Origin of the sequence: Salinivibrio sp. AR647 (assembly GCF_001995415.1) — a bacterium.
Classification (GTDB): Bacteria; Pseudomonadota; Gammaproteobacteria; order Enterobacterales; family Vibrionaceae; genus Salinivibrio; species Salinivibrio costicola.
This window is the reverse complement of the sequence record NZ_MUFE01000008.1, coordinates 1-20,961: the sequence shown is the minus strand read 5'-3', so window position 1 is coordinate 20,961 and position 20,961 is coordinate 1. Positions and strand designations below refer to the sequence as shown.

Genomic DNA, 20,961 nt, shown 5'->3' with positions numbered 1-20,961 from the left:
TGTCAAGGTGTCAGCGTTGCGTGTGTTTTTGATCATAAAAAATAAAAATGAGGCATTACTCCAAAATTATGCATTTTTAATTAATGTCTAATTTTTCGTTATGTATGCTGGCGCACCGTCAGTGATTGCAGCACAACAGGTCATTGATGTTTGTAAGATGTTAACGCAGTCCAGCGTGGCAGGATCATTCCTGGCTGTGCTGCCATTTTGGTGAAGGTATCGAGGGTTCAAAGTGTCCAAAGAAGGAAGCGTTGCGCCAAAAGAGCGCATAAATATCAAGTACGTACCTGCAACGGGTGACCAGCAAGCGGAAGTAGAGCTGCCACTTAAAACCTTGGTTGTTGGTGATTTTAAAGGTCACACTGAAGATACGCCGGTTGAAGAGCGTGCGACAGTGTCAGTCGACAAAAACAATTTTGAAGATGTAATGCGTGAAAGTAATTTACATCTTTCCACCACTGTAAAAAATCAACTTACTGATGATAAAGACGCTGAACTGCCTGTTGAGCTGTCTTTTAAATCAATGAATGATTTTGCGCCTGACTCTGTTGCAGCTCAAGTTCCCGAGCTCAAAAAACTAATAGAGCTTCGTGAAGCCTTGGTTGCATTAAAAGGTCCTCTTGGCAATATTCCAGCATTCCGTGATCGCTTACAGGAGCTGCTTAACTCTGAAGAGTCCCGTGAGAAGTTGCTTGCTGAGCTAAGTATTGTCAGTAGCGATGATGACGCTCCGAAAGAGTAATTGATTCAAACCAGTAGTAACTTAAGCCTTAGGAAATAGAAACATGTCTACAAGTGAATCAGTCGTAGAGTCTCCTGAAGTCAAGGAAGGTGGCTTACTTGACGAGATAATGGCGCAAACGCGTATTGAGCCTAGCGAAGAAGGCTATGATGTCGCAAAGAAAGGTGTCGCCGCCTTCATCGAAAACCTCGTTGGCAACGATCAAACCCAAGAGCCTGTTAACAAAGCACTTGTTGATCAAATGCTTGTTGAGCTTGACAAAAAGATCAGTGCTCAAATGGACGAAATATTGCACGACACGTCTTTCCAAGAAATGGAATCGGCATGGCGTGGACTTAAATTATTTGTCGATCGGACGGATTTTCGCGAGAACAACAAAGTTGACATCTTGCATGTGACCAAAGATGAGTTGCTAGATGACTTTGAGTTTGCGCCTGAAACAACGCAATCAGGTCTCTATAAGCACGTCTACTCATCAGGTTACGGTCAATTCGGTGGTGAGCCAACGGGTGCCATTATTGGTAACTATGCCTTCACCCCATCTACGCCAGATATGAAGTTGCTTCAATACATGGGTGCGCTAGGTGCGATGGCCCATGCGCCATTCATCTCAAGTGTTGGACCTGAATTTTTTGGTATTGAGTCGTTCGAAGAGCTGCCAAACATTAAAGATGTCAAGTCTATTTTTGAAAGCCCTAAATATACAAAGTGGCGCTCAATTCGTGAATCTGAAGATGCACGCTATTTGGGTCTGACTGCACCGCGCTTCTTGTTGCGTGTTCCGTACGATCCAACCGAAAATCCGATCAAATCTTTCGTGTATCACGAGAACGTTAGCCAAGCTCATGAACACTACCTTTGGGGGAACACCGCATTTGCATTTGCAACGCGTCTAACGGATAGCTTTGCTAAATATCGTTGGTGTCCAAATATTATTGGGCCACAAAGCGGTGGTGCAGTAGAAGACCTTCCGGTTCATGTTTATGAATCGATGGGCGCACTACAATCTAAAATCCCGACGGAAGTGTTGATCACTGACCGCAAAGAATTTGAGCTTGCCGAAGAGGGATTTATTGGCTTGACCATGCGTAAAGGTAGCGACAACGCTGCTTTCTTCTCTGCCAACTCAATCCAAAAACCGAAGGTGTTCCCAAACACCAAAGAAGGTAAAGAAGCGGAAACCAATTATAAGCTCGGTACACAGCTACCTTACATGATGATTATTAATCGCTTGGCGCATTACATCAAAGTGCTGCAACGAGAGCAAATTGGTTCTTGGAAAGAGCGTCAAGATCTGGAGCGAGAGTTGAATACTTGGCTCAAACAATATGTCGCTGACCAAGAAAACCCACCAGCAGATGTACGTAGTCGTCGACCACTTCGCGCTGCCAAGATTGAAGTGACTGACGTTGAGGGTAACCCTGGCTGGTATCAGGTGTCTTTGGCCGTTCGTCCTCATTTCAAATATATGGGCGCGAACTTTGAACTGTCTCTTGTTGGTAGGCTTGATCAGTAATCATGGCATACGTTGCGCTAGAAGACAGTGCATTTGGTGTCGGCTTCTTGGAGCGTCTTGAAGCCGGCGCTAAACCTGTATCTGTCACTCAGGGGCCGAGTAGCCCAGACGTGGTGAGATCGATCAAACGCAATATTGCCAATGTGCTGAATACACGTATTGGCGGGGCGCAAAGCTCTCCTGAACTCGGTCTGATTGATTTCAACGATGCGACACTCGAAAGCTTAGACTTATCGCTCAGAGTGAAACTCGCGATCAAAGACTGTTTAGAGAGATATGAACCGCGGCTAACAAATATCCTGGTGACATCAGACTTTGATCCGCATTCACCGTTAATGTTGCGGTTCAATATTGTTGCTACCGTCAACAGTGAAGCGCTGCACGAGAAAGTTCAACTTAGCTTGTTTTTAGACCAGAACCGCCAATATCGGGTGTTGTAAATCGCATGACGAAAGACAAGTATTTTCGAGAAGAACTCGCGTTCTTGAAAGAGCAAGGTAAAGCTTTTACTGAACTGCATCCCCAACTGGCTCGCTTCTTACACGGTCGACACACCGATCCTGATGTAGAGCGGTTACTAGAGGGATTTGCGTTCTTAACGGGCAAGTTGCGCGAAAAAGTGGATGATGACTTTCCAGAGTTAACTCACTCAATCATTAATATGCTTTGGCCCAATTATTTACGGCCAGTCCCTAGCATGTGTATTGCGCAATTCAAACCAGAAGAAAGTCTCAGTGAAAAGCAAACTGTGGTGAAAGGGACTGAGCTTGATAGTAAGTCTGCCATGGAAACTCAGTGTCGCTTTCAAACTTGCCGTGACGTTGATCTTTACCCGCTTTCTTGCTCCAGCGTTCATGCTGAACATACGCGCGAGGCGACGATAATACAGCTACAGATGACGCTCAGTGGTGATATGTCGGTACGAGATGCCAACATTAATAAACTGCGCTTTTATATTGGCGGAGACAAATATAGCGCGCAAATGCTCTATCTGTGGTTGAGTCATCATCTAGAGAAGGTAACTGTGCATGTTGATGGAACAGCATTTTCGTTACCACGTGATGCGTTTTCATCTGTTGGATTTAACGCCGGCGATGCTTTATTGCCATATCCGCAAAATGTTTATGATGGTTATCGTGTGCTGCAGGAGTATTTGTCATTTCCAGAGGCGTTTCACTTTGTTGACATCGGGGGATTAGATAAAGCCATACCGAGTAATGTATATGGACAGTTTACGGTGCAGCTGCATCTCTCTAAAACCTTGCCATCGGATGTCAGAGTCAGACCTGAAAGTTTTCAGCTTTACTGTACACCCATTATTAACTTATTCAATCATGATGCAGACCCTATTGATTTAACGGGAAAAAACACTGAGTACAAGGTGATCCCGTCGAGTAATAAACCGGCTCACTATGAAGTGTTTAGTATTGATAGTGTCACTGGGCGACAAGACAAGATTATTGATGGCCAGCCTGTTCGCGGTCAAAAGCGGACTTATACGCCATTTGAAAGCTTCCAGCATGAAGTTGAGCGCGTGCGTAACCGCGAGACACTCTATTACCGAGCGCGTGTCAAAGACAGTATTCGTGGTGATGGATTCGATTCTTTTATCTCTTTCATTCGAGGGGACGAATCGACATCCGTGGACGTCGATGAAGCTGTTTCGATTAAGCTGACTTGTACGAATAGACAGTTACCTTTGGAGTTAGGCGTCGGTGATATATCGTGTCCAACGGATAGCTCACCACCATTTGCAGAATTCGAGAATATCACCATTCCAACTCAAGCACTTCGTCCTGTGTTAGATGGCAGTTTATTATGGATGTTGATTTCTAATTTATCGCTCAATTATTTGTCATTGTTATCCAAAGATGCACTTAGCTGTGTATTAACAGCGTATGACTTCCGTGCGCTTGTCGATCGTCAAGCAGAGCGAGTAGGTAAGAAGCGGCTAAACGCGATTGAAGACATTCAATCAAAGCCAATGGATAAGCTATTGAGAGGAATGCCTGTCCGTGGCTTACAGTCGACGATTTATCTTAATCAAGACGGGTTTGGTTCTGAAGGCGATTTATATTTATTTGGAACGGTACTCAGCCACTTTTTCTCGTTGTATGCGAGCATTAATTCTTTTCATGAGCTCACCGTCATCAACACAACGAATAATGAGAGCTATACATGGCAGACGAGAGTCGGGAAGCAACCACTCATTTAGAAGAAACAGAAATGAGTACCGCTGATCTCGTAAAAGATGCGCGAGTGTATAGCTTCTTCCAATTAGTTGAGCTTTTGCAAAAGCATAAAGGGCTTAACCCAGAGGAAGAAGAATGGGAACGCGAGTGCCAGTTAGTGTTTAGTGCAAATCCGAGTCTTGGGTTTGCTGCATCAGATATAGCATCGCTGGATCAAGTGAATGATCACACAGTGATGCTAACGAACTTTTTAGGACTTGCGGGCTCACAATCGCCACTGCCGGCATTCATTACAGAGCAACTGCTACATGAAGAGCCAGGAGGAATTAAAAGACCCTTCTTGGACTTTTTTAATAACCGATTGATCGCATTGGTCTATCGCATATGGCGCAAATACCGCTATTACGTCAGGTTTCAGCCAGGTGCGGAAGATCAGTTTTCGGCACAGTTATTCGCGCTTGTTGGGCTGGGTGATCCCCAGTTAAGAGGGGACACCCCGATAAACTGGTGCAAAATGTTGGCTTATGCCGGGACGTTAGCGGGGCGAAGCCGATCACCGACAGTGGTTGCTGGCATCATCGCGCACTGTTTTGATCTTGAACATGTAGAGATCCGCCAATGGGTAACGCGCAAGGTAAAGATTGCGAAAGAGCAACAGATGTCTCTTGGCTGTATGAATGGTCGCCTTGGTGAAGACACTGTGATTGGAGAGTCGGTTTTTGATTGCAATGGAAAGTTCGTTATTTGTATCAAAGATCTGACACGAGAGCGTTTTAATGATTTTTTACCGGTCGGTAAAGAGTATCAGCCTTTGTGTAAGTTAGTTGAATTTATTCTGCGTGAGCAGATGGCATTTGATTTGGAGTTGTCGATGACAGATGAAGAAACACCTGCTCTTCAGCTGGGGCAACACATAGCGCTGGGATGGACATCTTTCCTTGGCGAAGAGCTGCAAGATAAGCGTGTATTAATTCAGGTAAGGCAATAACGATGGTCTCACAACATCAAAACGGCATAACACTCGTAGTCGCAAACGCGCAAACCTTAGAATCTGGTTTGTCGGCACAGATTCGTTTTGTGGAATCTGGTGGCACCATTGGCGCATCGCCCGCCGTGCATTGGCGATTAAAAGATCGTTTAGGACGCGTACATGATTTGCATTGTGAGATCTTAATGGTGGATGGTGCTTTTTGTGTGCGTGATGAGTGTGGACAGACCTTTGTTAACGGTACCGATATGCCGCTTGGTAAAGGGCAATTAGCACGTTTAGCACATAAAGATGAAATGCAAATTGGCCCATATGAGATACGCGTGTTAACCGGAAAAAACGAAGAGGTTGACGCTGGACATATTGATACGCTTTTTGATTCTAACCACACAGATTTGTTAGCGAATGGTCATGAACCAGTCGATGACGAGCCCGAGCTTGAAGATGTATCAGCGCCTATTGATCCCTTGGCCGAGCTAGAGGCATCGACACATATCCAAGGATCAAACTGGTTATTGGATGGTGAACCAGCCGAGCAGATCAGTGAAACGGGTCATCTGATTTCAAAGAAAAACTTGGTTGAAAAGCAACCTTCGTTTACGCCTCAGGCCGACAGCGAAGATGTCATGTCTGCCTCTGTGCGATTGAAGCGTATTTTTGGATTCGGTCAGAAAAAAAACCAGGCCACCAGTAACAAGTCAGATCAACAAGTATTGGATGCACAGCCAGCGAATATGGCATCACATACTCCTTCCAAGCCGATAGAAAATGAGATGAAGCCAATGGACGAAAAAGAGCTAGGACTTCTCGAGCAAGAAGTGGCCAAGAGTTTGCAAAATGAATCATCGCCTACGCCGTCAAATAACCATGGTGAACACGGGCAACACTTATTAACGGGTCCAATGCTAGAAGGGCTTGGTGTTCGTATAACGAATGAACAAGATGTTCAACGGATGCATTTCCTGTCACAAGAAATGGGTCAATCGTTACAAGCGTGTTTAAAAGGCTTGCTAGCACTGCACGAACAAGCTGCAGAAGGACGATTTGGAACGATGAACCGTAATCTTCAACCTATTGAAGACAACCCGTTACGTCTTGGTCTTTCTTACCAAGATACGGTTCGCACTATGTATGACGCGGATAAAAGCTTAGTTCATTTGTCTGCGCCTGCAGCCATTGCTGAGAGCTTAAAAAATGTAAGAGATCATAATGAAGCAACGCAGGATGCGATTTCAGAAGCATTAGATCAAATATTAAACGCGTTTTCACCGGAAGTGCTGTTACGTCGTTTTCAACATTGTCGACGCAATACGGACGCACATGAAGATGGTGAGTCGGCTTGGGCGTGGGAAATGTATTGTAATTATTACAAAGAGCTTACATCTAACCGTCAACAAGGCTTCGCTAAACTCTTTTGGGAAATATTTGAGCAGGTCTATGACAAACGTATTCGCGAAAAACAACAGGAGGGCTAATCATGCTTAAAAAGTTAGGTGTGCTTTGCGCAATCATACTATTGACAGCCTGTAGTTCTTCAGATGAATACAAGCCTGAAGAACAACCCACGACTGCGACGTTTAGTTTAGTCAGTGACAGTGGTGTAAATCCGAATATAGCAGGAGACCCAGCACCTATCGAGGTACAAGTCTTTGAACTCGAAGATGATTCGATGTTCATGTCTGCGGGATTTGATCAATTGCGTACTGACTATGAAGGTGCATTGAGTAGTAACTTTATTAATAACTACGACTATGTTCTGACCCCAGGGCAATTCAAATTTGTCAATGCGTTTGAGATCGACGAAGACACAAATTATATCGGTGTGATGGCACATTTTGCCGAACCTAATCTCGGGGAATGGAAAAAAGCTGTCAAAGTGCTGAACAAAGGCCGCAAGTATCATTTGTTGATGCTATTTCAAGATTATGACGTGAAATTAGAAAAGGTAGAATAAAGGTAATGTTTGCACGTAATCGCGTGATATGGAGCGAAGGGCTCTTTATTAAGCCTCAGCATTTCCAGCAGCATCAGCGCTACAGTGAGTATTTATTGGAAGAGCGGTTAACGTCCGTCAGTAAATATTTATATGGCATTGCTGAGCTGTCACTAAATCCGGAATATCTAGCGTTTGGACGTATTGCCATCGAGCGAGCAGTCGGTGTCATGCCAGATGGAACGGCGTTTCGTATCCCACAAGAAGACGTAATGCCTGAAGCGTTAGAAATCGAAGACGGATCGCTTTCAAATCAGTTGATTTACCTTGCTATACCGTTACGCAGTGAATCGATTATGGAAGTGAACTGGCCTGATGAAAAAGGGTCAGGGCGCTATGAAAGCCGTCGTATCGATGTGCGAGATGTACAGAGTGTGCAAGGTGACACAACCACGCTTGATGTATCACCGGTTCAGTTGCAATTGATGCTAGAAAAAGAGGATCGCAGTGCCTATGCCTCTATTCCTATTGCGCGGATTTCAGAAAAGCGACCTGACGGTAGTGTTGTCCTTGATGCTAATTTTATTCCGTGCCATTTCAATGTTGCTGGTAATGCGACCTTGCACCGTTTTATCAATGAAATGTCTGGTTTGATGCAAGAGCGCGCAAAAAATATCGCTCAACGTATTAGTTCTCCTTCTCAGGGCGGTGTGGCTGATGTCTCTGATTTTATGCTTTTACATTCGTTGAACCGTCTGTATCCGCAGATGAAGCACCTTGCCTCTTTAGGCAGTCTGCACCCAGAACGTTTGTATGAATGCTTGTCGTCAATTTGTGGTGAGTTAGCAACGTTCACGGATGAAAGCCGTCTGGCACCGTCAATGCCAGCTTATAACCACGATATGCCGGGTGATGCATTTTGGCCTGTTATCCGCTATTTGCGCCAGAGCCTCAGTGTGGTGCTGGAGCCTCGAGCCGTCTCTATTCAGCTAGATAAGCGCAACTACGGCCTGATGGTTGCGCCGGTTCAAGACCCGCAATTGATGGAGTCGGCAGAGTTTATCGTTGCAGTTAAAGCACGTATGCCATTGGATGAGTTACGGCGATTGTTCACTCAGCAAACCAAAGTCTCTTCGGTTGAGAAAATTCGCGAGCTTATTTCACTTCAACTGCCTGGTATTCCGCTGATTTCGCTACCTGTTGCGCCTCGCCAGTTGCCTTACCATGCCGGCTATACCTACTACCAATTGGACAAAGAGAGTGCGGCGTGGTCGATGCTCACGAACTCTAGTGGCTTTGCGTTCCATGTCGCCGCCGCATTTGATGATCTTGATATTCAATTCTGGGCAATAAGAGATTGATTATGGCAGCCACTGACGAAAGTGTCTTTAAAGACCTCCTACATGATAACGTTGAAAAAATAGACAGTGACCAAGATTACTGGTTTCAACTACGTGGCCACAATGCTAATGCGTTGGTGGATGCGGCAACCCCTCTATTCGGGTTAGCGTTGCGAGTACGTTCATTATCCAGTTGCGAGAATATTGAGCAAATCTACCACCAAACGATCGAGGAAATAAAAGCGATCGAAATAGAGCTATCAGAGCAAGGTTATGAACATGCAATGCTGATGGCATATCGCTATATATTGTGTACGTTTCTTGATGAAGCGGTCATGGGTACCCCATGGGGAGCTAACACCTGCTGGGCTGAGCATTCAATGTTATCTCGTTTCCACAATGAAACATGGGGAGGTGAGAAAGTATTTACTGTTCTAGGTCGTTTGGAAAACGAGCCCGAGAGGTATCGACCATTACTCGTGTTTATTTATCACTGCTTGTGCTTGGGCTTTGAAGGGAAATATCGAGTGATTGATGGGGGGTATGCGCAGCGAGAAAAAGTCATTAAAAGGCTACATGACCAACTATTAGATGATGAAAAGCAACCCAAACAACTGAGTGAGGGGAGTAACCATGTTGTTAACACTCGGTATGCACTCAGCCGCCAGGTGCCGCTTTGGTCTATTTTTGTCGGATTTCTCGTCTTGTGGGCGGGTATCTTCGCTGGCTATTCATACTTTCTACATGAAAAGTCTGAAAATGTACTCAGTCAACTGAATCAGTTGCTGTGACCCGAACAACATTATATTGATTAGAATTAGGTGTCCCTGTGATTCGAATTGAATTGTCCACGCTCATCGCTAAATTGAATGCGCCAAGCAAATTAGCGCTAGAGCAAGCCGCCTCATTATGTATTGAGCGTCATCATCCTGAAGTCTTAGTTGAGCACTTCCTAGAGGTCTTGCTAGATAATCCTTTGTCTGACGTTCGACTCATTACCAAGCAAGCAAATATCGACACTGAGTCGCTTAAGCAAGCGCTCGCAGGTAATTACGAGCGAGATAACACGCTTGATACCTACCCAGCGTTCTCGCCGCTGTTGGTTGAAGTACTGCAAGAAGCATGGTTGCTATCAACCACAGAGCTAAACCAATCAGAATTGCGTTCGGGAAGCGTCTTTTTTGCGGTATTAAATCGCGCCGACCGCTACTTGTCGCGTTCGGCATCCAAGTTATTAGCAGGCATTAATCGCGAGAGCTTGAAAACGCATTTTGACGCTATTGTCGCGGACTCTGCTGAAACTGCCGTGGAAAGTGACCAGAAAAAAGGGCCAAAAGCGCCATCAATGGAAGGCAGCGAGTCACCGCTTTATAAGTATTGCTCCAACATCACCGCACAAGCCAAAAATAGTGAATTGGATCCAGTGCTTTGTCGCGAAGAAGAGCTCAACTTAATGGTTGATATTCTTTGTCGCCGTCGTAAAAACAACCCAATTGTTGTCGGTGATGCGGGAGTAGGCAAAAGCGCCATGGTGGAAGGGTTAGCTTTGCGCATTGCGGCCGGTAATGTCCCAGAGCGCCTACAAAACGTTGAGCTATTCTGCCTTGATCTTGGTTTGCTTCAAGCGGGTGCTTCCGTCAAAGGTGAGTTTGAGAAGCGATTGAAAGGTGTCATTGATGGCATTAAGAACGCGCCGAACCCCATTATTCTGTTTATTGATGAGGCTCATACTCTCATTGGCTCAGGAAACCAGGAAGGGGGCAGTGATGCTGCCAACTTGCTCAAACCCGCCTTAGCGCGTGGCGAGCTGAGCACGATCGCCGCAACCACCTGGAAAGAATACAAAAAGTATTTCGAAAAAGATCCTGCTTTGACGCGTCGTTTTCAGTTGGTGAAGCTTGAAGAGCCTTCCGTAAACCAAGCCGTTGATATTATGCGAGGGCTTGGCAGTGTGTATGAAAAAGCCCATGGTGTATTGATTGCCGATGATGCCTTAAAAGCGGCGGCGGAACTGTCTGCTCGCTATTTATCTGGGCGTCAGTTGCCTGATAAAGCGATCGATGTACTCGACACTGCCTGTGCACGGATTGCCATTAACTTAACGACTCCCCCTAAACGTCTCGCGTTACTTGAGACGCTCTGTCATCAACGCCAGCAAGAAATAGAGATGCTGAAGCGAGCCCAATATATTGGCCAAGTCGTTGATCAAGCTCGTTTAGATGAACTAGAGACACAAGAGCAAGCTGACGAGGCTGAAAAACAATCGTTACAGGTGCGTTGGAGTGAACAACGCGCGTTAGTCGAAGAGATAATCGAACTGCGAGCAGCGCTACTGTATTCACCGTCTGACGATGACCAAGCAGATGAATTCAATGACGCGCAACCGGTTATCACAGAAGAAGATCGCGCAGAACAGGCCAAGACGTTAGCTGAGAAATATGACGCGCTTAACGCGATTCCTCATGATCAGCGGTTGATGCATCCACACGTTGATGCTGAGCAGGTGGCAGAAGTGATTTCTGATTGGACAGGCGTGCCTATCGATCAAATGAACAGCGACGAGCTCTACAAAATCACAAACCTGACAACGTTACTGGGAAATGCGATTAAAGGGCAAGACATTGCTATCGAACGCATACATCGGCACTTACTGACTGCGCGTGCTGATTTGCGGCGTTCTGGTCGACCTAAAGGGGCATTTTTATTGGTAGGGCCAAGCGGCGTCGGTAAAACGGAAACCGTGGTGCAATTAGCCCAGCAACTCTATGGTGGTAAACAATTTTTAACCACTATCAACATGTCTGAGTACCAAGAAAAACACACGGTCTCACGTCTTATTGGTTCTCCCCCAGGTTATGTTGGGTATGGTGAAGGCGGCGTACTAACCGAAGCAATCCGCAAGATGCCATATTCTGTGGTGCTTCTTGACGAGGTTGAAAAAGCCCATCCAGAAGTTCTCAATATCTTCTATCAAGCTTTCGACAAAGGGGAGCTAGCGGACGGTGAAGGGCGCATGATTGACTGTCAGAACACCGTTTTTTTCCTGACGTCTAACTTGGGCTATCAAACGATTGTTGACTATGCACACGACAAAGCCAACATTGATGATGCGTTATATCCTGAGCTTGCCGCATTCTTTAAACCTGCCTTGCTGGCACGGATGGAGGTGGTGCCTTATGTCCCACTAGAACGTGACGTGTTGGCGGAGATCGTACGCGGCAAATTAGCGCACCTGGAAGCGACTTTTGCTCAGCGCTATGGCGCAACCGTTGATATTGACGACAGCCTAATTGACGAGATTTTGAAGCGCGCGACGCGGAGCGAAAATGGCGCTCGTATGCTTGAGGCGATTATTGAAGGACAGTTATTGCCATCCGTCTCACTCGAATTATTAAACAAGCTGGCCGACAAAGCGGCGATCACGCACGTTCGTCTACTGGCAGATAATGGCGAGTTTAAGGGTGAGGTAGAATAAGAATGCATAACTGGCTAGCTTATGTTACTGACTTAGCTCGGGAAAGGCGAACAACTGACTTGCAGTCTCGCTTTATCCAGATTTTGGTCAGCGAGCTCAAGCTGCGCAAAGGAATGCTGCTGGTCCCGAGTTGTGATGGCAGGCAGCTTGTCTGCCATTCCAGCGGGGAGTCTTGGTCTGTCACCGACTTTGACACGCCATTTGCACACGTGTTGCAAAATGCGACGACTAAGCATTTAGTGGCAGAAGACATTGTTTATTGGCAGTCTAATCGAGCCTTTTCAAAGGCTATTGGCGATCTTGGCTTATTTGAAGCCGTCTCTATTCGACCGTTAATTCGCCATGATAGACATGTAAAACTCTTGCTTTGTCTTATCGGCGATGACCAAACGCTATCTAGCCTTTGGAATGATGCGTCGTTTTTACAGGTGTTGGATGTGTTTGAACATCAATGGTCACTGCTCAATGAAATGGAAGGAGAGGAAAGCAATCGTCGTGCGTTAAAAGCCTCTTTGACTGACATTGAAAAGCAAACACGGCAGCAAGAAAGGGCGGCGAGCCTATCCTCCACCCTGATTGGAGACAGTACTTTAATGAGAAGACTGCGTGAGCAAATTGCTAATGCGGCTTCCTCACAATTATCTGTACTGGTTCAAGGCGAGACAGGAAGTGGTAAAGAACTTGTCGCGCGTGCCGTGCATGATTTATCACCGCGTCGACACCAGCCATTTATTCCGATCAACTGTGCTGCTATTCCTGAACATTTGCTAGAAAGTGAGCTATTTGGTTATGAAAAGGGTGCATTCTCAGGTGCGAACATAGATAAAGAGGGCCTGATTGCTCAAGCAAATGGCGGAACACTGTTTCTTGATGAAATTGGTGATATGCCGATGAGTTTGCAAGCTAAATTACTGCGTGTGCTTGAATTAGGGACGTTCCGCCCCGTAGGAGGAAGTCGAGAGCGTCAATCTGACTTTCGGTTGGTGTCCGCGACACATGTGCACCTGCTGGACAATGTAAAAACAGGCTCTTTCCGTCAAGATCTATACTATCGTTTGCTCCAATATCCGATTCATGTGCCATCGCTTGCTCAGCGCAAAGAAGATGTGCGTCAGCTGAGTTATCACTTTCTTGATAGGTTCAATCATCAACACGGCACCCGTGTAGGAGAGCTGCAGCCTGACGCGCTCGATATGCTTCTGAGTTATAGCTTTCCAGGTAATGTACGAGAATTAAAACACCTTATTGAATACGCATGTGCTCAAACGCCTGATCGTGAATCTATCAGCATTGCGACCTTTAGTGGGCGTATCAGTAACGGGCAACCTGTATCAGGCTCCTCAAACGTTCAGTCGATGCCTATAGGCTATACCAATGGCGCGTCGACGGCTGATAGCGTGTTAAATATTGATGCAGCTTCCATCGCCGATCTAAAACAAGCGTTGCACGACTTTGAGCAACGGATCATCACTGATCGCTTGTCTCAATTTGATGGCGATAAAAGTAAAGCTGCCGATAGTTTGGGCATTCCTCGTCGAACCCTAACCTATAAGTGCCGAAAACTAGAGATAAAAGCCCCATGAATAACCCAAACTATTGTGCACTAGCCGGGGTCATGCTGGTGTCAATCTTGGCACCGTCCACGGTGACTGGCGCACCTGCTTCCGCTCAAAAGCAAGTTGAGCAAGCCAAACAATGCCGCGCGGTGACGTCACGATTAGATCGTCTCGCCTGTTTTGATCGTGTATTTAATACCCAAGTTTCATCGTCTGAACCTGCAGATAATCACTTAGAAATGCCGTTACAGTGGCGTAGAGCAACACAAGCGGCACAAGACAGTGCGCCAAAAACATGGTCATTGAATCAAAAGGGTGAGGGACGAGGAAGTAGCGCATGGATTACGTTACAGGCGAGTAACATTAACACCGCTTTTCGAGGCAGCGAACAGCCGTTATTGATGCTTAGCTGTATCGATAACTTAAGCCGAGTGGAGTTGATGCTACCGGAGCCGATTGATGATGGTCGGGTCAAACTAACGTTCCCAAATACTCAGACCCAGTATTGGCGAAATGATGACTCAGGTGTTGTGCTCTCGTCCTCTCGTGGTCTACCTGCAATCCGTCTAATGAAGACATTAGCGCAGGATGAAAGCTTAACCATTCGCTCTAATTCTCAGTACGTTGATGGGCTGACATTTGATACCCAGCCATTAAGTAATGCACTGGGCGCTCTTCGTTCTCGTTGTGGTTGGTAAATATGGAACTGAAAGAATATAAACGCAGCATTTCACAGCCAATCCCGGGAAATAGCGCAGTCGGTGAGCGTTTAGTCGATGATCCTTTGTTTGATTTCGTTGAAGATCAGATGATGAAAGTTGGCTCTCTCTCCCATGCTGATGTTCAGTGGGACGAGGTGGAGCACAGCGTTGTTAAGTTGTTAGCAGAAAAGAGCAAAGACATTAAATTGCTGACTTACCTGCTGCAGTGTCTACATCACCAAGCGTCTCCGGCTCGCTTTATCCTCTCGTTTGAGTTGATGGCATCATTTATGTCTCAGTATTGGGAAGACAGCTTCCCAGCACCGGGTAAGCGTGGAAATCTGCCTCGTCGAAAGTTCTTTAGTCAAATGGCACAGCGATTTTCGATGGCGATAGATAAAACGGACTTTGGCCAGTTTGATGCGCAAGATCGTGAGTCATTGACGAAGGCGATCGCCGAATGGGAAAAGGCAGTTGAAGAGAAAGGCCTGACCAATGACGTCGTCAGTAGTGTCGTCGTGAATGTGCGAGCCGAACTGCGAAAGGCGGAAGAGCGTCAGCGTGCTAACCAAACCGCGAAAGAAACACCGCAAGCCTCGGCGCGAACCGCAACGACAACAGTGACATCCTCTGGCTTAGATGTTGATCACTCCAGCGACAAAGCAACCAAGCAAACGTTACTAAAAGTCGCCTCTTTTTTGGCGGAACAAGATGACGGTATGGCACTCGCGATCCGCCTTCGTCGCTACGCGGTTTGGTACAGCATTACCGCCTTACCCGATCATAAAACCGGCGGCGAGACGCAATTGCGAGGGATGCAACAAGATCGAGTGAAAGACTATCAAGATAAAATGCGGCACCCCGATTTGGCATTATGGCGGCAAGTTGAGCAAAGCCTCACTATGGCACCTTACTGGTTTGAAGGGCACTTAATGAGTTACTCCATTGCTAAAAAATTGGGTCACCAAAGTTGGTGTGACGCGATTCAGTCAGAAGTCAGTCAGTTTCTAGAGCGGCTTCCTGGGCTGGCAGAGCTGAAGTTCAAGGGTGGAGAGCCGTTTGTGTCTGATGCGGTTAAAGATTGGCTAGCTCATGGCAGTACGGGACAAGCAAGTGGAAAGACCGTAAACGGTGACTGGCAAGAAAAGAGAAAAGAAGCGCTGTCGTTGGCCAAAGAGGGAGGTATTGCGGTAGCACTCTCCATGCTAAACGATGGGCTACAAGCGGCACGAGAACCACGCGATCATTTCTATTGGCGAATGATATCGGCCGATCTCATGCGAGCGAATCAACTTAACAGTATGGCTCAAGAGCAGTATCAAACGCTAAATCAAGAAATTAAAACCATGAGCGTCATCGACTGGGAACCCAGCTTGGTGGAACAACTTGAACGCAGTACAACGTCAGAGTGATTAAGGGCGAAAATTCATGTGGAAAAACATTTTTAAAATAGCGAAAAAGCTTAAGCCTGGCATGGTCGCAGCCTTTCCTATTTTATTAGCAGCGATTTTTATTCTTGTTAATGTCGCCATTTGGTGGGCAGGCCCTTGGTTGACGATGGGCGAGAAAAAACCATTAGCATCCGTGATGGCACGCGCTGTTTGTAGTGGTTTTATAACGCTTGGCGCTTTAGCGATTTGGGGCGTATGGCAATGGCGAAAGCTACAAAGCTTCCAAGCAGAGCAAGCGCACACTGAACGATTGCGTGAAGACCCCATTCAGATATACGAAGAGCGCCAAGAGAAAGAGCTGAATCAGGTTGTTGCAAATATGAAGCAAAACTTGAACAAGCGGAATCATCTCTATGCACTCCCTTGGTATCTTGTTCTCGGGCTTGAAAATGCGGGGAAAACTAGCCTAATTAATCGTTCGGGGCAGAACTTTGTTTTCTCTTCAGTTATGCGCGCATCGGGCAAAAAGAGTGAGAATCCATACTCATTTGACTGGTGGATCGGTGACGAATCGGTTGTTATCGACCCAGATGGTGAGTTGCTGACACAAGGACATAAGGACGAAAATAATGATGGTGAGCTTGAGCGTCGTTTGTGGTCGCACTTTGTTCAGTGGCTGGAGCAGACCCGTAGCCGCCGTCCGCTGAATGGGATTGTATTAACCCTTGATGCGTCACACCTTGCCACGGCCACGGCATCAGAACGCAAGGCGTATGCCAACCTATTACGTGCCAGGTTGCGGGAGTTGATGGAGACGCTATCGACGCGGCTTCCTGTTTATATTGCACTAACAAAACTCGATTTGTTGTATGGCTTCGAACCGTTTTTTAAACATTATTCTAAGCAGCAACGCGATGAGGTGCTTGGTTTCACTTTTTCTTTAAACTCTGTGGATGACTTGGACTCATGGCTTAAAGAGTTTGATGAAGACTATTCTGCATTTATTGATCGCATTAATGCGATAGTTCCGCATGCACTGGCCGCTCCGATTGATTTTGAGGATCGTAAAGCGATTTATAGCTTCTCGCGTCAGATCGCTGGGCTGAAAGATATTCTTGCTACTTTTTTTAATGAAGCACTGGCGAGTGACCAATTCTCTACTTCGGCGCTGGTTAGAGGCGCGTATTTTACCTCTGTCTATCAGCAAGGGGTACCAACGAACGCATTCGATGATGCAGCCTCTCGTCGTTATGGATTGTCACATGCGGTCAATCATGCTCAAAAGGCCAAGAATTCAACGATTTTTTTCACGCAAAAACTATTTAGCAATATTATCTATCCCGAAGCGGGACTCGCGTCGGATAACTTCCGCGTGGCAAAACATAAACGGCGCCTGATGGGAATGTCTGTACTGGCATGCTCTATCGCCACTGTCTTATTAGTGGGGACGTGGCATCGCTATTATCTGGCCAACGTCGCACATGCAGATGCGGTATTGACAAAAGTTGATCAATATAAAACCCAGTTCTCAAACAGTGCAGCCGGTGCATCGCAACGTGAGGTGCTCAAACCGCTCAACCAGATCCGTCAAGCGACGCTGGAATTTGGCTTTTTCCGCGAAAAGCCTAAATATGTCTCTGACTTTGGTCTATATCAGGGTCATGTGATTGGACCTAAAGTCGAACAAACGTACCTCAACCTATTAAAAAGTCGATTCTTGCCTCTTTTGATGGCGGATACGGTTGTTGATCTTAATCAGGCAACAACAGATCAAGAGCAGCTGGTGGCGTTACGTGTTTATCGGATGATGGTGGATAAAAGCGGCCGCTATCATGACTATGTGATGGATTATTTTAGTCAACGATGGCAACAAGAATTTGCCGGGCAAAAGGTCATTCAAGAACGTTTACTCGGCCATTTGGATTATGCCATGCGGCATACGGATTTGACGGCTGCACGTCGTCAAGGTGACGACGTGGCAGAGCGTGTGATGCGGCCCTATGATATGACCATTGCACGTGCTCAAGCCGATTTGCGGACAATGCCGACCGACCAACGTGTATATCGGAACTTGAAGTTAGACGCAGAGACCGTTCTGGGCTCGGGAATGAACCTGCGGAACGCGGTAGGTCCTGTCTTTGATGTTGTTTTTGATGAGCGAGAAGTCGATAGCGAAAACTTACATATTCCGCAAATGCTGACCAAAACTGGTTTTGAAGATTACTTTGTTCCGAAGCTCCAGTCAGTTTCTGACTTGGCGTTGATTGATAGCTGGGTATTAGGTGAAGCAGAAACGGCGCAGTTTAGTGACGCGGATAAAAAGGCACTTAGAAACAAAATACGTGATTTGTATGTTGCTGATTATACAAATACGTGGCGTACAGCGCTGAACGAAATTGATGTGAAGTTTTTCAGTGATATTAACGATGCCGTAACGGTTCTGGATAATTTTACTGGGCACGTAGGACCCTTGCAGCGTTTATTACGCACCCTCGAAACCAATACCCAGCTTGCATCAGGCCTCGGTTTGGATGAAGACGCYCAAGAAGCGATCTCAGAAAATCCAAAATATGAGGTGGCGTCACAAATACAGGCACCATTTTCAGATTTGAACCGTCTTGTTAAAGCGGTGAATGACAAACCGGCCTACCTGAGTGAAGTGTTGGCGTCGGTACAGGAGCTAAAAAGCTACCTTAAATCTATCCAAGATGCGCCTGACATAGGTACAGCGGCACTGGATGCGACCAAAGCACGTGTTAAGTTGGTGAATACCGACCCCATTTATACACTTAAACGGATTGCTACCGGTTTACCTGAGCCGCTTGATGGTATGGTTGATAAACTCGCCGATGAAAGCTGGCATGTCGTTAAACAAGCGGCCATCAAACACCTTGAAGTCCGTTGGTATCAAGATGTCTATCGCCCTTATCAACAAAAGTTGGCGAACCGATATCCGTTTAATCCGAATGCCAGTAAAGATGCATCACTTAGCGACTTTGAAAGCTTCTTTGCGCCGGAAGGAACCCTGGATAATTTCTACAATAGTCAGCTGAAAATGTTTATAGATGAAAACATATCAGTTGGGGATAAAGGGACAAATGGTTCGTTAATTCGCCCAGACTTGTTAGCACAGATCCAAAAAGCACAAAAAATTCGAGAAGCTTTCTTTAATCGTAAAGGTATCTTGGATGTGAGCTTCTCTGTTGAGCCCTTGCGTTTAAGCAGCAATAAACGACGCAGTGTTTTGAATGTTGATGGCCAGTATGTGACCTACAGCCATGGGCCTAGAGACAGTATTGAGCTCATTTGGCCAAACACGCTTCGTGACTCGGCTACCTCAAAACTGACATTGGTGCCCACGAAAACCAACCTGTCACCGCGTAGTGTAGTGATTCGTGGTCCATGGGCGTTGTTCCGTCTCCTTGATCAAGGAGCAGTGGTCTCGGCTAGTACTACCTCGGTTGACTATCAATTCAATGTTGATGGCGGTGGAATGATCTACCGTGTTAATGCTCAGGCTGCCACTAATCCATTCACGCAGCGCTTGTTCAAATCGTTCAAGCTCTCACGCAATCTCTACTAACTGATCATGGGGTGAGTATACTCGCCCCTGCTTTATCAGGAATGCTAAATGTCTTTTATACTCTCGATTGATAACCAGCCGTTTCGTGTTATCCAAGATGTTCAACCCTTGCGTGATGACGAGCGTTATCAAGCAATTAGAGCCCAAATCAATAAACGACACTCGCCATTATCCGGGGGGACCGATTGGCAATTTGTAAAAGATAACTGTCAAGCACTCGCCAGTGAGCAAGGTATTGATTTGCTGCTCAGTGGCTACTATACCGTCGCGGCATTAAAAATTGGCGGCCTAGCAGGATTGGCAAACGGGTTGGAATTGATCCTTGCTTGTTTGAATAACGAAGACGCGGTCTCTGAAAAGCGTGCCCGGGCGCGAAAAGAGGCGCTGGAGTGGGTGAATGCTCGAGTACAAGGAGAGCTAAACCAGATTAAGCCAGACCAACAAGCATTACGCGAGTTGTACCGTTGTGAAAAGCTCTGCGACACCCTATATCATGTGCTCGAACAGCACCAACCCAAGTATGTGGTTGACTATGAGGGGATCGCGTATGTGTTGTTTGAACATATCGACCGAATAGAAACGCGATTTCATAGTGCACTAAAACAGCAACAACGCGATGAAAACGTTAACCTAACCATTAGTATCAGGGTAAGTCGTATTCGCACTCTATTGGCCGGTGTCGTAGGGGCCTGTTTAACCGCGGTCATATGGCTGGGTTACCCATATATCCCTTACTTTCAAACCCCCTTTCAAGTCGATGCGCCGGCGCCGAGCTTAAATCATGCTGACGCCACGGCGGCTTTTGCAAAAACGCATCAGTCAAGCACCTTAGCGCGCTGGGAATCACAATTCGTCCCGTTATACGCGCAATCGACAACTCAAGAATTGGAGCAGTCGATTGAATCGAGCAAAGTACTGGCCAAGGCGCATCTTAATGCACTGGCCACACTCTATGCCGACAATAAACAAACTCGTGAATTATTGACGCGTTATGACATGGAGCGCAAAGAGGCACTGGGAAATACCGCTAAATACATCGATAAGTTTCGCGCGGTTCGAACCAAGATGGCGAATATGGCTCTACTTGCAGAGCAAAACCGCTGGTGGGCGTTGCAAAAGCAAACTCGATCTTTGGAAGATTTCGCCATCAGCTTATCGCCTATTTATGGACGAGCCGATTATGTCGAAACACTTGTGGAACAGGGTGATATCGATAAAGCCAACGCCGAGCTAGCCGTACTTACCGAACGCTTAAACCACCTAAGTTGGAAAGTCGCCCAGCTTCAAGAAAAAATTAATGTCCATCAAGCTACCCGGTAGCCTTATGCTGAGCAACTTTTTGCTTGGCTTGGCAAGAAGTTGCTTGGCACGTGCAAAAAATTGGTCAGGAATATTCTAATATACTGATTTATAATGGTAAAAAAACTTGGCATGCATTTCGCAGGATAAGAGAGCGAACAGGCACACCGCCACGGTGGCGATGTGTCTTCCATGACATACAAAGGAGCGATTATGCCAACGCCATGTTATATCTCGATTCGATT

General features: G+C 46.3%; 15 protein-coding genes. All 15 read left to right on the top strand.

Going from position 1 to position 20,961, the window contains the following annotated elements:
* Positions 1 to 232 precede the first annotated feature (232 nt).
* The 15 genes from tssB (at position 233) to BZG76_RS10675 (ending at position 20,737) form a co-directional block, all read left to right on the top strand.
* The gene (gene tssB, locus BZG76_RS10745) at positions 233 to 742 is read left to right on the top strand and encodes a type VI secretion system contractile sheath small subunit (RefSeq protein WP_077461344.1); all 510 of its coding nucleotides are present in this window, start codon (positions 233 to 235) and stop codon (positions 740 to 742) included.
* Between the two features lie 43 nt (positions 743 to 785).
* Positions 786 to 2,258 (top strand): type VI secretion system contractile sheath large subunit, encoded by a 1,473-nt coding sequence (gene tssC / locus BZG76_RS10740; RefSeq protein ID WP_077461343.1) that lies wholly within the window; start codon positions 786 to 788, stop codon positions 2,256 to 2,258.
* Between the two features lie 2 nt (positions 2,259 to 2,260).
* Positions 2,261 to 2,698, top strand: a complete 438-nt coding sequence (gene tssE / locus BZG76_RS10735; protein ID WP_025740375.1) for a type VI secretion system baseplate subunit TssE — start codon at positions 2,261 to 2,263, stop codon at positions 2,696 to 2,698.
* 5 nt (positions 2,699 to 2,703) lie between these two features.
* Positions 2,704 to 4,473 carry a type VI secretion system baseplate subunit TssF gene (tssF, locus tag BZG76_RS10730; RefSeq protein WP_077461342.1) on the top strand — a complete coding sequence of 590 codons (1,770 nt, stop codon included), beginning with the start codon at positions 2,704 to 2,706 and terminating at the stop codon, positions 4,471 to 4,473.
* Positions 4,474 to 4,484: 11 nt separating this feature from the next.
* Positions 4,485 to 5,438 (top strand): type VI secretion system baseplate subunit TssG, encoded by a 954-nt coding sequence (gene tssG, locus BZG76_RS10725; protein ID WP_236719535.1) that lies wholly within the window; start codon positions 4,485 to 4,487, stop codon positions 5,436 to 5,438.
* A gap of 2 nt (positions 5,439 to 5,440) precedes the next feature.
* Positions 5,441 to 6,913, top strand: a complete 1,473-nt coding sequence (tagH, locus tag BZG76_RS10720) for a type VI secretion system-associated FHA domain protein TagH (RefSeq protein ID WP_077461340.1) — start codon at positions 5,441 to 5,443, stop codon at positions 6,911 to 6,913.
* 2 nt (positions 6,914 to 6,915) lie between these two features.
* The gene (gene tssJ / locus BZG76_RS10715) at positions 6,916 to 7,392 is read left to right on the top strand and encodes a type VI secretion system lipoprotein TssJ (protein ID WP_077461339.1); all 477 of its coding nucleotides are present in this window, start codon (positions 6,916 to 6,918) and stop codon (positions 7,390 to 7,392) included.
* A gap of 5 nt (positions 7,393 to 7,397) precedes the next feature.
* On the top strand, positions 7,398 to 8,732 hold the full coding sequence (tssK, locus tag BZG76_RS10710; RefSeq protein WP_077461338.1) for a type VI secretion system baseplate subunit TssK: 1,335 nt from the start codon (positions 7,398 to 7,400) through the stop codon (positions 8,730 to 8,732).
* A gap of 2 nt (positions 8,733 to 8,734) precedes the next feature.
* On the top strand, positions 8,735 to 9,502 hold the full coding sequence (icmH, locus tag BZG76_RS10705; RefSeq protein ID WP_077461337.1) for a type IVB secretion system protein IcmH/DotU: 768 nt from the start codon (positions 8,735 to 8,737) through the stop codon (positions 9,500 to 9,502).
* A 38-nt stretch (positions 9,503 to 9,540) separates the two neighbouring features.
* Complete coding sequence (tssH, locus tag BZG76_RS10700) at positions 9,541 to 12,186, top strand: type VI secretion system ATPase TssH (protein WP_077461336.1); 2,646 nt, start codon at positions 9,541 to 9,543, stop codon at positions 12,184 to 12,186.
* Positions 12,187 to 12,188: 2 nt separating this feature from the next.
* A complete protein-coding gene (locus tag BZG76_RS10695) occupies positions 12,189 to 13,769 on the top strand; it encodes a sigma-54 interaction domain-containing protein (protein ID WP_077461335.1) in 1,581 nt (526 codons plus the stop codon).
* Positions 13,766 to 14,440 (top strand): type VI secretion system-associated protein VasI, encoded by a 675-nt coding sequence (gene vasI / locus BZG76_RS10690; protein ID WP_241824084.1) that lies wholly within the window; start codon positions 13,766 to 13,768, stop codon positions 14,438 to 14,440. Before BZG76_RS10695 ends, vasI begins: the two co-directional genes overlap by 4 nt.
* 2 nt (positions 14,441 to 14,442) lie before the next feature.
* On the top strand, positions 14,443 to 15,855 hold the full coding sequence (gene tssA / locus BZG76_RS10685) for a type VI secretion system protein TssA (protein ID WP_077461334.1): 1,413 nt from the start codon (positions 14,443 to 14,445) through the stop codon (positions 15,853 to 15,855).
* A gap of 61 nt (positions 15,856 to 15,916) precedes the next feature.
* Positions 15,917 to 19,417 carry a type VI secretion system membrane subunit TssM gene (tssM, locus tag BZG76_RS10680; protein ID WP_198532343.1) on the top strand — a complete coding sequence of 1,167 codons (3,501 nt, stop codon included), beginning with the start codon at positions 15,917 to 15,919 and terminating at the stop codon, positions 19,415 to 19,417.
* Between the two features lie 48 nt (positions 19,418 to 19,465).
* Positions 19,466 to 20,737: a type VI secretion system ImpA family N-terminal domain-containing protein gene (locus tag BZG76_RS10675; protein ID WP_077461332.1), complete on the top strand. Its 1,272-nt coding sequence runs from the start codon at positions 19,466 to 19,468 to the stop codon at positions 20,735 to 20,737.
* The last annotated feature ends 224 nt before the right edge of the window (positions 20,738 to 20,961 follow it).